The sequence below is a fragment of the Kitasatospora sp. NPDC043949 genome (assembly GCF_056435365.1).
Map to the genome: position 1 here is coordinate 168,271 of NZ_JBWKEQ010000001.1, position 13,446 is coordinate 181,716.

The 13,446-nt window shown below is 70.6% G+C and carries 9 protein-coding genes and 1 pseudogene; 5 read left to right on the forward strand and 5 right to left on the reverse strand.

The window, feature by feature from the left end; all coding sequences use genetic code 11:
* Positions 1-128: 128 nt before the first annotated feature.
* From AC07AL_RS00760 to AC07AL_RS00775, 4 genes are all read right to left on the reverse strand, one after another.
* Positions 129-1,232: a zinc-binding dehydrogenase gene (locus AC07AL_RS00760; protein ID WP_363586313.1), complete on the reverse strand. Its 1,104-nt coding sequence runs from the start codon at positions 1,230-1,232 to the stop codon at positions 129-131.
* A complete protein-coding gene (locus AC07AL_RS00765) occupies positions 1,232-2,044 on the reverse strand; it encodes a phytanoyl-CoA dioxygenase family protein (protein WP_363586314.1) in 813 nt (270 codons plus the stop codon). The genes AC07AL_RS00760 and AC07AL_RS00765 overlap by 1 nt, the downstream gene beginning before the upstream one ends.
* 60 nt (positions 2,045-2,104) lie before the next feature.
* On the reverse strand, positions 2,105-3,082 hold the full coding sequence (locus tag AC07AL_RS00770) for a TauD/TfdA dioxygenase family protein (protein ID WP_363586315.1): 978 nt from the start codon (positions 3,080-3,082) through the stop codon (positions 2,105-2,107).
* Between the two features lie 72 nt (positions 3,083-3,154).
* The gene (locus AC07AL_RS00775) at positions 3,155-7,048 is read right to left on the reverse strand and encodes an amino acid adenylation domain-containing protein (protein WP_363586316.1); all 3,894 of its coding nucleotides are present in this window, start codon (positions 7,046-7,048) and stop codon (positions 3,155-3,157) included.
* A gap of 40 nt (positions 7,049-7,088) precedes the next feature.
* Between AC07AL_RS00775 and AC07AL_RS00780 the strand changes: the two genes are divergently transcribed.
* Both AC07AL_RS00780 and AC07AL_RS00785 read left to right on the forward strand, forming a co-directional pair.
* Entirely contained in the window at positions 7,089-7,220 is a 132-nt protein-coding gene (locus AC07AL_RS00780) for a hypothetical protein (RefSeq protein WP_363586317.1), read from the forward strand.
* Between the two features lie 150 nt (positions 7,221-7,370).
* Positions 7,371-9,257, forward strand: coding sequence for a phosphatidylglycerol lysyltransferase domain-containing protein (locus tag AC07AL_RS00785; protein WP_478316223.1), 1,887 nt, complete (start codon positions 7,371-7,373; stop codon positions 9,255-9,257).
* A gap of 17 nt (positions 9,258-9,274) precedes the next feature.
* On the opposite strand, the gene AC07AL_RS00790 is transcribed toward AC07AL_RS00785, so the two are convergent.
* Complete coding sequence (locus tag AC07AL_RS00790) at positions 9,275-10,060, reverse strand: AfsR/SARP family transcriptional regulator (protein WP_400985171.1); 786 nt, start codon at positions 10,058-10,060, stop codon at positions 9,275-9,277.
* 1,273 nt (positions 10,061-11,333) lie between these two features.
* Between AC07AL_RS00790 and AC07AL_RS00795 the strand changes: the two genes are divergently transcribed.
* The 3 genes and pseudogenes from AC07AL_RS00795 (at position 11,334) to AC07AL_RS00805 (ending at position 12,552) form a co-directional block, all read left to right on the forward strand.
* Positions 11,334-11,549, forward strand: coding sequence for a hypothetical protein (locus AC07AL_RS00795; RefSeq protein WP_478316225.1), 216 nt, complete (start codon positions 11,334-11,336; stop codon positions 11,547-11,549).
* A gap of 361 nt (positions 11,550-11,910) precedes the next feature.
* Positions 11,911-12,079 (forward strand): annotated as a pseudogene (locus AC07AL_RS00800) (transposase); the annotation flags it as partial.
* A gap of 134 nt (positions 12,080-12,213) precedes the next feature.
* On the forward strand, positions 12,214-12,552 hold the full coding sequence (locus AC07AL_RS00805; RefSeq protein ID WP_478316227.1) for a hypothetical protein: 339 nt from the start codon (positions 12,214-12,216) through the stop codon (positions 12,550-12,552).
* Positions 12,553-13,446: the final 894 nt, after the last annotated feature.

The window sequence follows — 13,446 nt, forward strand, 5'->3', positions numbered from 1 at the left end:
AAGGGGGAGAAAGGCGAAGTCACCCTCCCGATGCGACCCCGGCGTTTGTGGTCCCGCGCTGGAGGGCGGGGGCACGCCACCCGGGGCGGCCCCCCCCCCCCCCCCCACGCTTACCACCTCGCACACACCTACGGGTTCGTGAGGACCGCCTTCATCACCGAACCGTCCGCCACGGCCGCGAGCGCGGTCCCGTGGTCGTGCAGCGGGTAGGACGACACCAGGCTGCCCAGGTCGAAGCGGGCCGTGAGGGCGGGCAGCAGGCGTACGTACTCGACGAGGTGCGCGCCGGTGAACGCCCAGGATCCGACGACATCGAGCTGCCGGTACACGATCTGGTGCGGGTTGAACAGGGTGTCGCCTGCGTCCGTGTACTGGCCGATGACCAGGTAGGAGCCGCCCCGGCGGGCGAGGGTGAGGCCCTGCGCGACCGCCCCGGGCACGCCCGCACACTCGATCACGAGGTCGGCCCCGGTTCCTCCGGTTTCCGCGCGGACCCGGTCCAGGACGGCCTCGGCGTCGCCGGGCGCGGTGATGTCGAGGTGCACGTCGCCGATGCCGGCGGCGGCAGCGAGGGCCAGTCGGCTGTCGGGACCGCCCACCAGAATGACCTTGGCAGCCCCGGCAAGCCGGGCGAACGCGGCGGCCGCGAGGCCCACCGGACCACTGCCCTGGACCACGACCGTCTCGCCGAGGCGCACCGGCCTGCGCTCGAGGAGGGCGTGCACCACGGTCGGCCCCGCGCAGGCCAGGGACATGGCGGCCAGCGGGTCGATGCCGTCGTCCAGCTTCACGACGGTGGTGCCGGCCTGCAGCACGATGAACTCGGCCCAGGCGCCCGAGAGCTCGGGACCGTCGGTGGTGGAGCGGTTGACCCCGTAGGTGCGGCGGTTCTCGCACAGGGTCGGCTCACGGTGCAGCCGGCACGGGACGCAGGAGCCGCAGGCGATCGAGGACGCCCACATCACGGTGTCGCCGGTTTGCAGTGCGGTTCCCGTGGCATCGTGTCCGGGGGCGCCCGGACCGAGCTCGTGGACGGTGCCGAGGCCTTCGTGGCCGAGGACCAGCGGGGTGGGGATCGGCAGATGGCCCTGCTGGAGATGGAGGTCGGTGCCGCAGATACCGCCGTGGCGGCAGGCGACGAGCATCCCCCCGACCGGGGCGGGCGGGACCTCGTACTCCCGCAGCGCGAGCGGCCGGCCGAGCTCCTCCAGGACGACGGCCTTCCCGCGCATCACGCCGACACCCCTTCGAGGGCGTCGAGGAAGGGGGCGTCGAGGATGCGCAGGGGCCCGGTGTCCCGGCACACGACGTAGTCGGGGCGCGGCTCACCGGTCCAGCTCGGCAGGTTGGCGGTGTCGTTGTAGGTGGCGATGAGCAGTCGGCGTGGGAAGGGCGACATGTTGGGTGCGGAGCCGTGCACGATCTCGGGCGAGAAGAAGACGAGGGAGCCGGCCGGGCCCTTGGGGCTGACCATGCCGCGCTCGGCGACCAGGGTGGAGAGCTGGTCGGGAGTCAGCGCGATGTCCTCCGGGTCCAGGTGCTGGGCGGACTTGGCCTCGGCCGTGCGGCTGCCGCGCACCGGGCCGTAGCGGTGCGATCCGGACACGAAGATCACGGGGCCGTTGAACTCGTCGACGGCGTCGAGGAAGACACCGACGTTGACCTGGAGCGGGGCGGGCAGCCGGTCGGCGAGGCGCCAGGCGACGTAGTCCTGGTGCCAGGACCACTTCTCGCCGCCGAACGCCGGCTTGGCGTTGATCTTGAGCTGGTACACGTACACGTCGTCCGTGAGCAGCTGCCGCACCGGCACGAGCATCCGGGGGTCCCGGATCAGCCCGGCGTACTCGGGCTGCCGGTGGTGCGAGGCGTACACCGCGCGCACCTCGTCCCGGGACTCCTCCCTGATCACCTGCGGACCGTGAACGCGGCAGTCGCGCTGGAACGCGGCTCGAAGCCGTTCCACCTCCCGGTCGTCCAGCACGGACTCCACGAGGAGGAATCCGTCCTCGTGGTATCGGGCGATCTGTTCTTCGCTGAGACGCATGGGTGTTCCTCCGTATGACGTGAGTGGCGGGTGCGGGGCGTGCCAGACCGAGTGCTCAGGTCAGAACGGCCGGTCGCCGGCGATCGCGGTCCGGTCCACGACCCGGCGGTTCGGGTGGTAGTCCGAGGTGGCGTAGTGCTGCACGGCCCGGTTGTCCCAGAAGGCGATGGACTTCGCCTCCCAGCGGAAGCGCACCTGGTATTCGGGGTACTCCAGCTGGCGGAAGAGGTGGGCCAGCAGCTCCTCGCTCTCGTCCGCCGGCAGGCCCGCGATGTGGGTGGTGAAGATCGACGTCAGGAACAGTGTCTTGCGCCCGGTCTTCGGGTGGGTGCGCACCAGCGGGTGTTCCACCGGCGGGTAGACCCCCTGGAAGTGCGCCCGCTGCTCGTCGGTCATCAGCTCACGGTAGTTGGCCGACGGGGTGAAGTCGTTGACCGTCTTCAGCCCGTCGATGCGCGCCTTCACCTCGTCCGGGAGGTTGTCGTACGCGGCGGCCGCATCCGTGAACAGGGTGTCTCCGCCGCCCCCTTCGGGCAGTTCCACCATGCGCAGGACGGCGCCGAGCGGGGGGCGCTCGATCCACGGGAAGTCGTAGTGCCAGACGTTCTCGAAGCCGGGGTTCTGCTTGCCCTTCTCCAGTCGCACGACGTCCTCTCCGGTACCCGCCGGCAGGAACGGGTGCCCCTCGATCGCGCCCCATCGGCACGCGAAGGCCCGCTGCTGCTCGGCGGTGAGGTCCTGATCGCGGAAGAACAGCACCTTCCATTCGAGCAGGGCCCGGTCCAGCTCGCCGAACGCCTCGTCGCTCAGCGGGGTGCGCAGGTCGATGCCGTGGATCTCGGCGCCGATCAGCGGTCCCGACGGACGTACCTCGAAGTGCTCGTACGGGCCGCCCTGCCGGCCCTCCAACAGCCTGCGCAGGAGCCGGGGGCCGTGATGGTCCGTCCGGCCCTCGATGCCACGGCGGGCCAGTGACCGTACCTCCGCCAGCGCGGCGTCGACGCCCGTGTGCTCGGGGTGGGTCGGAGTGGTTGTCATGCGGTGGACCTCCTGGTCCTCGGGGCGCGGGTGCGCCGGGGTTGGTGGGGCCGTCGCCTCGGGGCGGGGCCGTTACGCGTCCGCGGACCGCAGCCGCGCGGCGAGGACCGGCCCGATCTCCGCCAGGGCCGACGGCCGCATCATGCGGTGGTGGGTGGCCGGCACGTCGTGGGATTCGACCGCGCCGCCGATGTGGCCCGCCCAGACCGCCGCGGTGCTGCGGCCCGGTTCGTACGGGTCGCCGGGGTCGGACTCCGCGGCCCGGAAGAACAGCAATCCGCCGTGGAACCTGCCGGGCCTGAACCCGGCCATCAGGTCGAGGTCGTTGCGGTAGACGTCGCGGAGCGCGGCCCGGGCCCGGTCGTCCCCGAGGAGGAAATCGTCGTCGCCGACCGACTGGAGCAGGGAGCGGCCGAACTCGTCCTCGCTGAACCTGGGCATGTCGGCCCGGAGCCGGTCGTCCACGGGATAGGAGTCCACCATCACGAGCAGGTCGACCACCTTGCCCTCGCGCTCCAGGAGGGTGGCCATGGCGTGGGCCACCAGACCGCCGAAGGACCAGCCGAGTATCCGGTAGGGGCCCTCGGGGCGCACCGCACGGATCTGTGCCACGTAGTCGGCGGCCATGTCCTCGACGGTGGCCGGGAAGCCCGGCGTTTCCCCGGGCCCGCGCCGCGCCTGGAGCGCGTACACGGGCTGGTCGGGGCCGAGGTGCGGCAGGAGCCCCGCGTACGGCCAGCCCATTCCGGCAGCCGGGTGGACGCAGAACAGCGGAGACCGGGAACCCTCCGCGCGCAACGGCAACAGGGACTGCGGCGCAGCGCCGGACGAAGGGTCTGCGATCCGCCGGGCGAGCCCGGCCGGGCTCGGGGACTCGAACAGCGCGTGCACTTCCAGCGGCGTGCCGAGCGCGGCCCTGATCCGCGCGACGAGGCGGGCGGCAAGGAGGGAGTGCCCGCCGAGGTCGAAGAAGTTCTCGTCGACACCGACCGCGGGCAACTCCAGTACCTGGGCGAAGAGGCCACACAGGACCCGCTCCTGCTCGGTGGCCGGTTCGCGGGCCGGTGCGCCGCCGGTGAGCCGGGGCTCGGGCAGCGCCCGGCGGTCCAGCTTTCCGTTCGGCGTGAGCGGAAGCTCCGCCAGCTCGACGACGGCCGAGGGCACCAGGTGGGCCGGCAACCTCGCCCGGACGAACTCGCGTACCGCGGCCGTGTCGCACCCCCGCGTCTGCGGTACGACGTATCCGACGAGCCGCCGGTCCCCGGGCCTGACCTCGCGGGCCACCACCTCGGCGTGGACGATACCGGGGCAGGCGGCGAGGGCCGACCTGATCTCGCCGGGCTCGATCCGGAATCCACGGATCTTGATCTGGTCGTCGGACCGGCCGTGGTACTCCAGCTGCCCGTCGGGCAGCCAGCGGACCACGTCCCCGGTCCGGTACATCCGGCTTCCCCGCGGCCCGTACGGGTCGGCGACGAACCGTACGGCGGTGAGTCCGGGACGGTTCAGGTAGCCCCGGGCCACCCCGGCCCCGGCGAGGTACAGCTCTCCGCGCACCCCCTCCGGGGCCAGGCGCAGGCCGGCGTCCAGGACGTACGCCCTGATGTTGGGGATCGGCCGGCCGATCGGGGCGGCAGGCGGCCACGCGTCGACGTCCGCCGCCAGGGTGTGGGCCGTCACCAGGTGGGTCTCGCTCGGGCCGTAGTGATTGTGCAGCCGACGCCCGGCGCGGCCCCGCACGAATTCGCGTACCTGGCGGCTCGGGGTGAGCGCCTCACCGCCCTGCGCCAGGACCCGCAGCGACGGGATGGTCCACCCCTGGTCGAGGGCCGCCTCGCACAGGGCCTCCAGGACGAGGTTGGGGGCGAAGAGCTCGTTCACGCACTCCGCGTCAAGCCAGGCGGCGAGCAGCTTGGGGTCGCGCCGGACCTCGTCGGTCGGCACTACCAGGGTCTTGCCGAACAGCACCGCGGACAGGATCTCCTGCACGGACACGTCGAAACTGAGCGCGGTGAACTGGGCGACCCTGGCCCCGGCGGCCGAGGGGAAGGCCTCGTCGTGCCACGACAGGAGGTTGACCATCGCCCGCCCGGACATCACCACGCCCTTGGGCCGGCCGGTGGTGCCCGAGGTGTAGATGACGTACACGGGATGTGCCGGGTCGAGCCGGCCCAGCCGCTGCTCGTCGTCGATCTCCGTGCCGACCAACTGATCCAGCTCGCCCAGGGTGCCGGACTCGTCGAGGATCAACCGGGGGGCGTCCGTGTGCGGCAGCCGCCGGGCCGTGTCCACAGTCGTCAGCACGACGGCGGGCACGGTGTCGCTCAGCATGAACGACAGCCTCTCGGCGGGATATTCGGGATCAACGGGGAGATAGCAGCCGCCCGCTTTGAGGACGGCGAGGACGGCAACGGCGAGAAGGGCCGAGCGGGGCAACGCGATGGCGACGATCCGCTCGGGCCCGACACCCCGCGAGATGAGGAGCCGGGCGAGGCGGTTCGAGGCGGTATCCAGCTCCCGGTAGGTCAGCGTGGTCTCCGCCGAGACCACGGCCGGCAGGTGCGGGGTGTCCTCGGCCTGCCGGGCGAACAGCTCCGGGAGGCCGGCTTCCGGGTACTTGCGCTCGGGGCCGCCGAGCTCGGTGAGCAACCGGATCCGCTCGCCCTCGGTGAGCAGATCGACGGAGCCGACCCGCATGTCCCGGTCCGTGCTGAAGGCGCGCAGGAGGCGCAGGAAGCGCGCGTGGTGCGCGGCCAGCTCGTCGGCTTCGTAGCGGGCCGAGTTGGCGACCAGGTCGATGCCCAGCCCCAGGCCGTCCGCGCGGTCGAAGGCCGTGAACGACAGGTCCTCGACGATCCCCTGGGTCAGGTGGTGGGCGGTGGCGGGCCGACCGGCGAAGTGCAGGTCGTAGTCGAAGGCCATGATGTTGACCATGGGACCGGTCCGGTAGCGCCCCGTGTCCGGCAGGCCGAGGTCGCGCCCCAGGCGCTCACCCCGGTGACGCTGATGCCGGATCATCTCCCGGAATCCACCGGCGACTTCACGGACGAGCTCGTGCAACGTGAGATCCGGGCGGACCGTGACGCGCAGGGGCAGGACGTTGGAGTACATCCCCGGCGTGGTGCGCGCCGCGGCGTCGGTGCGGGCGGCCATCGGCAGACTCAGGATGACGTCCTGCGCGCCGGAGAGCCGGTGGACCTGGGCGGCCGCGGCCGCGATCACCAGCACGGACCAGTGGGTGCGGGCCGAGCGGGCGGCGGCCTTGAGCTGCTCGGTCTCGGCTACGGAGAGGCTGCCGGTGTGACTGGTCTGTCCCTGCGCGGCGGGCCCGCCCGGCGGTTGGGAGGCGAGGGTGGCGACTTCCGGTCCGTCCGCGAACCGGGCCGTCCAGTACGCCCGGTCCGCCGCACCCCGGCCGGAGGCCTGGTAGTCCGCGTCGTCCGCCAGCATCTCCCGGATGGCCCCGTACCGGCTGGCCGGCAGGGGGAGTCCCGCGGTCATGGCGGCGTAGAGCTCGGACACCCGTTGGGCGATCAGCGCGCCCGTGTGCCCGTCCGCGACCGCGTGGTGGGCGCTGAGGTACCAGAAGCTGCGATCCGGCCCCAGGCTGAACAGCGCGTAGGAGAAGAGCGGCCCTCGGGAAAGGTCCATCCGGCGGGACAGGTCGGCCCGCATCCAGGCCCGCGCGGCGGCCGCGGGGTCCGGTTCGCCACAGACGTCGAGGACCGGGAACTCCCAGTCGGAGAAGGGGGTCACGCACTGCCGGGGCTCACCGTCCTCCTCGACGAACAGGGCGTGCATCGGGACGGCCTCCGCGACGGCCTGCCGCACCGCCTTTTCGAAGACCCACCGGTCGATGGCCCCCTGGAGTTCCAGGTATTCACCGATGCGCTGCTGTGGAGCGGTCGGATCGACCTGTTCGGCCAGCCACATCTCACGCTGGGCCGTTGACACGGGAAGGCGCATGTCGCCGGATCCTGACCCTGACACTTCTCTCACACTCCTCATGGTGCGCACCGGCCGGCGAATTCCCGCCGAATACAAGGACGGAATGTGGAGGACGCGCGAAAAATTCGGGAAGCAACGGGAAGAAAAGCGCATCGTCGCGATCCCGACCGAACAACCCGGCTCCGCCTGACTCCACTGCGAGAAGAATGCTAGACGCGGGCGCTAAACCTCCACATGCACACCACTTGCATTTCACTCCGCTAAAGCGCCCCTTAATCCCGCCGGATCTCATTCTTCAGGATGACTGAAATCCTCTGATCCGGCTTTAGATTCGCGCTCTATGAACAATCCAGCGCCTCCCCGCCCGGGTCCGGCTACGAGTCGTCGCCCGGCAGCGCACACCCTTCGCGACCTGGCCACCCCGGCGCCCCGGCCGCGTGTCCCCACCCTCGCCGCGTACGCCTGCCTGCTGATCGGGCTGATCGACCTCGCGGCCGCCGTCTTCCCCGGCTTCCGCCACAGTCGGGTGCGCCTGCTGGCCGGTCAACTGCCCGGTGGCACCACCACGGTGACCGCGGTCGGCTCGCTGATGGTCGGCGTGCTGCTCGTGCTGCTGGCGCACGCGCTGCGCCGCCGCAAGCGGCGGGCCTGGCGGGCGGTGGTCGTGCTGCTCCCGGTGGGCGGGCTGCTGCACCTCCTGCGGTGGCACACCACCGCCACCGGTGCGGTGTCGTTCGCGCTGCTCCTGGTGATGCTGCTGTACCGGCGGGAGTTCTACGCGCTGTCCGACCCGCGTACCCGTTGGCGAACGCTGCTGAGCTTCATCGCGGTGGGCGGCGTCTCCCTCGTGCTGGGGCTGCTGATCACCAATGTGCACCCGGACTACGAGGCCGGCTCGCCCTCACTGGAGGAGCGGCTGCGGCACACCGCGTACGGACTCGTCGGAGTCGAGGGGCCGGTGCGCTACACCTCGGATCGGGTCGCGGACCTGGTCGGCTACTCACTCGGCGCGCTCGGTCTGATCACCCTGCTGACCACCTCCTACCTGTTCCTGCGGCCCGAGAAACCGCTGGCGGAGCTCTCCGCGGACGACGAGGCCCGGGTACGTGAGCTGCTCGAACGGCACGGGGCGCGCGACTCGCTGGGGTACTTCGCGCTGCGGCGTGACAAGAGCGTGCTGTTCTCGCCGACCGGCAAGGCCGCCATCGCCTACCGCGTCGAGTCCGGTGTGATGCTCGCCTCCGGCGACCCCATCGGCGACGTCGAGGCCTGGCCCGGAGCGATCAAAGCGTTCATGGACGAGGCCAGGCGGCACGCCTGGGTGCCCGCCGTGATCGGGTGCGGCGAGACCGGCGGCGAGGTGTGGACGCGCGAAGCGGGACTGGACGCCCTGGAGTTGGGTGATGAAGCGGTCGTGCACACGGCCGACTTCTCACTGAGCGGGCGGGTCATGCGCAATGTGCGCCAGATGGTCAAACGCGTCGAGCGCAACGGCTACTCCTGCAAGGTCCGCCGGGTCCGCGATCTCGACGACGCGGAGCGGGCGCGGATCGCGGCCGCAGCGGCCCGCTGGCGCGGCACCGACATCGAGCGAGGTTTCTCCACCGCTCTCGGCCGCTTCGGCGACGTGGAGGACACCGGCTGCGTGGTGGTCACCGCACACCACTCCCCGGACGTCGGATCGGGCGAGGCGGGCGGGAAGCCGGAGGCCGACGACCTCGCCGCCGTGCTGCACTTCGTACCCTGGGGCCCCGAGGGAATCTCGCTGGAACTGATGCGCCGGGACCGCGCCGCCGACCCCGGCCTCAACGAGCTGCTGATCGTCGCCGTTCTCCAGGCGGCGCCCGCACTCGGGATACGCCGGGTCTCGCTCAACTTCGCGATGTTCCGCTCAGCCCTGGCCCGGGGAGAACGGCTCGGCGCGGGACCGGTGTTGCGGGCCTGGCGGGGGCTGCTCGTACTGCTCTCGCGCTGGTTCCAGATCGAGTCGCTGTACAAGTTCAACGCGAAGTTCCAGCCGGAGTGGGTGCCGCGCTTCCTGGTCTTCCCGCACACCCGCGATCTGCCGCGGATCGGGCTCGCGGCGATGCGGGCGGAGGCCTTCATCACCCTCGGCCGGCCCCAGTGGGGCCGCAAGCCGCTGCGGCAGGGGCTCGCCGGGGCGGGAGCCGGTACGGCTCGTCCGGCCCCGCGAGCGGAGCGCGTCGCGGGGCCGGACGAGCCGTAGGGATGCGGTCAGCCCGTTCAGCAGGCGAGATGGGCGAGTGTGTGCTCTTCGAGGCCGGCGTCCCGTGCCAGGACCGACTGCTGCAACTGCCTCAGCCTGGGCCCCGGTTCGATGCCGATCTCGTCGATGAGGACGCGCCGGATGCGGTTGTAGATCATGAGGGCTTCGGCCGGTCGGCCGCTGCGGTACAGCGCGAGCATGAGAAGACCGTGGAAGGTCTCCCGCATCGGCTGTTCGTCGATCAACCCGTAGAGCTCGCCGACCAGCGGCTTGTGCCGTCCCAGGAGCAGTTCCGTCTCGGCCCGCTCCTCCAGCGCGGCCGACCGCTTCTCGTCCAGCTGGTGGCCCAGGCTCTGCAATGCCGGAACCGTGGACAGGTCCGCCAGCGCCGGGCCGGTCCACAACCCGAGTGCCTGGGAGAGCAGCAGCGAGGCCTCCTCCAGCCGGCCCACCGCCCGCAGCTCCCCGGCACGCAGGCACAGCGATTCGAAGCTGTGCAGGTCCAGGGTGAGCGGGGCGAGTTCCATCATGTAGCCGGGCGGCCTGGTCAGCAGCCCGGACACGTCGAAGCCCGCACCCGCCAGATGCTTGCGGAGCCGGGAGACGTACACCTGCAGGGCGGTGGACGCGGTGCGCGGCGGCGTCCCCGACCAGAGGGCGTCGATGAGCTGCGGCGCGGACAGTGGGCGGCCGTCGTTCAGGCACAACAGCGCCAGCAGGGCCCGGAGCTTCAACGCCTGCGGAGTGCGCGGCGTCCCGCCGTCCGTCTCCACTGCAAGTGCTCCGAGAACGCGAAAGTACACGATTCTTCTCATCCCCCCGGTCAGAAGACCCGGAATCCTCAGAACCGATGGTCCGGTGAGTCCGGGCATGGTGTGTGAAGAAAGCAGAAGTCGCGCCGACAGCCCCTGGCACAGGTTGGCGACTGCACACCTTCACGCATGCGTCCCTCGCCGGCGCGCCCGAATTGCCGATGGCGACCCGACGAAACCGGGCCACCTGGATTCCCCCCAAGCCGACCCGGCCTGGTATGCGCCGGGTCATGAATTCAGGACCCTATCACGCGCCGGATGGGCAACCCCCGCCCCTGCGGGAGGAACTCCGGACTGCCGGTTCGGACGTAAAGATTCCGCTTGAATCTATGACCGACGGGCGACTTTCGGGCAATAGCCGAACCACCCTCGCCCGACTGAGATCCGCTGGTCGGAAGCTCTCTCGGATCGAAGAACCAGACATACTGCCAGATTTCAGGATGGCGCTCATTGATAAAGGAATTCCACGGATTCGAGGTTCACTTGAGAGTCCACACCCGGGCCTGGAGCCAGTCGACTTCCCTGACGGAAACTCAAGACGGTCCTGATCGCGCCCACCCATCACGGCCCCTCCGCAGGCGGGCAACGGCGCGGCCTGGCCGCGCTCGGTGGACGGACTGCACCACTCGGCCGGGACGCTGCCGACAGCCCGGGGGCGAACCCCTCGTCATGTCCACTGGCGGGTGAATCTCGGCGCGGCGCCAGACCGGCGGGGCGCCTCATGCTCTACAGTTCCGATCGAAGTCCTGCACGTTTCGCCAGGTCAGGGCGTCATTTTTACTCATGCCCTGACGGCTGTTCGAGGTGGGGCGGGTGGGACTCGAACCCACGACCAAGGGATTATGAGACTCCAGGTCATCCGCACTAACCCGCACTCGGCCGCACCCGCTAGCACTCCACCGCAGGTCAGTGGGGTGATAGCGGATTCATGCTGCACTCGTCAGCACTAGCCCGCACCGCCGGTCTGTTCCCATGACGTTCCCATCAACACCAACTCGGACCAGACCTTACGGGATGCCCTGGCATTGAGCTGGCCCTTCGCACCTGCCGGAAGAGTTCTCCAAGGGAGTCACTTTCCGACGCAAACGGCTCCACCCCGGCCGATCGGCCGGGGTGGAGCCGTTCTCTGCGCACAGCGCAAGCTCTACAACGGCGATCTTACCGGCGCGACGTCAAACCTGGAACAGCTCAGCCCCGCTCGTGGCGGTCGGCGCAGCAGCAGGTTCCGTCAGGTCCAGAGAAACCAGGACAGGAGGCGCCACCCTTGGGCCGCGGCAACTGGAAGCTGGCCGGTATCGGGCCATGGCTCGGTGTACGGGTTGCGGACGTGTTGCCGCCTGGCGAGTTCCGCTCGTCGGTTGATTTCATCGGTACCAGCCCTGGTTTGGGTGAGTGCGTCGCGGTCGACCGGGGCCTTGATGCCCATGTCGGCGTGGATCTGTTCGTAGAGGCTGTTTTCGGCGGGGTGAAGGTGAAGTAGAGCCACTGGGGCGGTGGTTTCGGGAGCCACGTTGGTCCATTTGTGAAGGCGTCGGACTATGCCACAGGTTCATGATCGTCGGCGGGAATGGGAGCCGCCCCTATCGGGTGCCTTCTGATCGGAGGGAGTGTCCGACCGCGATGGCGGGCCTTGCCCTGGGTGGCTTGAGGGCGCCGGGCCCTCCTGCCCCGCGTCCCTGACAGGTGCGGTTTAGAAGGGCCCGGCCCCGATACCCGTCTCTCCGGGCAGCCCAGCCTGACCGTTCTCCACGAGAACACTGGTCCCCCGTCGTGATCGGCATCCCCGAGGAGCTGTCCGGTCGATCATGTGACTGCTGCCTGGGCTGGTCGTTGTGGTGGGTATGGGGCGGGGGCGGGGGGAGTTGTCAGATGCGGATTGGGATCGGCTGCGGCCGTTCTTGCCGGTGCGCAACGGGCGGTGCGGTCGGTGGCGTGATCACCGGCAGGTGGGTCGACGGTGCGCTGTGGCGGTTACGGACGGGGGCACCGTGGCGTGGCCTCCCGGAGCGATAGCTGCTGTGGAGTCCGGTCGTCCGGGAGCCGTCAACCCGGCGGCATCGGGTTCAGTCTTCCGGTCGGGTTGCCCAGCTGGTTCGTGTGGAATCAGGGCGGTGACAGGAGCCGGAACCCGCTGAGGAGACTTGATGACCAGTAAGGGCCTGCGTACCGGAGTCACGATGGCGGGCGTGTTGCTCGCCGCCGGCGCGTTCGGGGTGGCCACGGCGACCACGGCTGCGGCAACGACCACCCAAGTGGTCGCCGGGCCCCAGAGCGACCCCGGTAAGTCATCGCGGGCCACCTGCCCGAACGGCACCCACCTGATCGGCGGCGGCTACGACTGGTACCCGGCGCTCAACAGGGGCGGAGGCATCCTCGACGGGGAGGCCCTGATCGGCAACGGGCCCAGCCAGGACGGCAGGGGGTGGGTCACCCAGGCCCGCCTTGGACAGACCAAGGCCTGGGCCCTCTGCGAGACCGACTGACTGGTCTGAGCCTGTACCTGTCGGCCGAACCGGTGGGATCCCCCTTCAAAGCGGGGCCCACCGGTGCTCCGTTGTGCCGGGTCCGGGGCCGCCGCAGGAGCTGGCGGTGCCAGCCTCATCCTGGCCTCCCTGATCCTCTGGCCTCGCGAAGCCACCCGATGATCAATTGTCAGACGGGCCCTAACGCTGGCGGGCGGACACCTCGGCCGCCGAGGTTCCGCTCCAGCAGTGCGGTGCGGAGCCTCAGCGTGCCAGAACGGGCACCGGCGTTCCTGACTGTTCGCCACCCGACCCGCATGATCGGCCGGACAGAACCTAGTTGTTCCAGGGCGGCGACCCTGGGGAGACACCGTCTCGTCCGCCATGGTCACCTCCACCGACAGGGACACCTTGGTCGTGTACTGCCCGGTACCACTCGCGGGTCACCGCGATCTCGTCGTCGAACGGGGCAACCCGCTGGGCCGGTGAACGGTCAGCCGTTAGTCGTCAAGGGTGGCCGGGCGGGCTTGGGGCCGGCGACCAGCAGGTCGCCGGGGCGGCAAAGACCGACCAGAGACGACGGTGCAGGCCGCGGCGGCGGAGTTCGTCAAAGGCGGACAGCACTGTCGGGGCTCTCGTTCAGGTGAGTGTGAGCTGTTCGGGCGGCGGGATGAGGTGGAGGTCAGCTGCGGCGAGGAGGGCGCCGCGGCAGATCTGTCGGTGGCCGGCGGATGCGGGTAGCCCGGGTACCGGTCGGTGAGGGTGCCGGTGGCGTCGAGCGGCCGGTCCGGGACGAGGGCGAACGGGAATCGGTGGGGGCCGTAGTGGGGGGGGGGGGGGGGGGGGGGGGGGGGGGAGGGGGGGGGGGGGGGGGGGGGGGGGGGGGGGGGGGGGGGGGGGGGGGTGGGGTGGGGT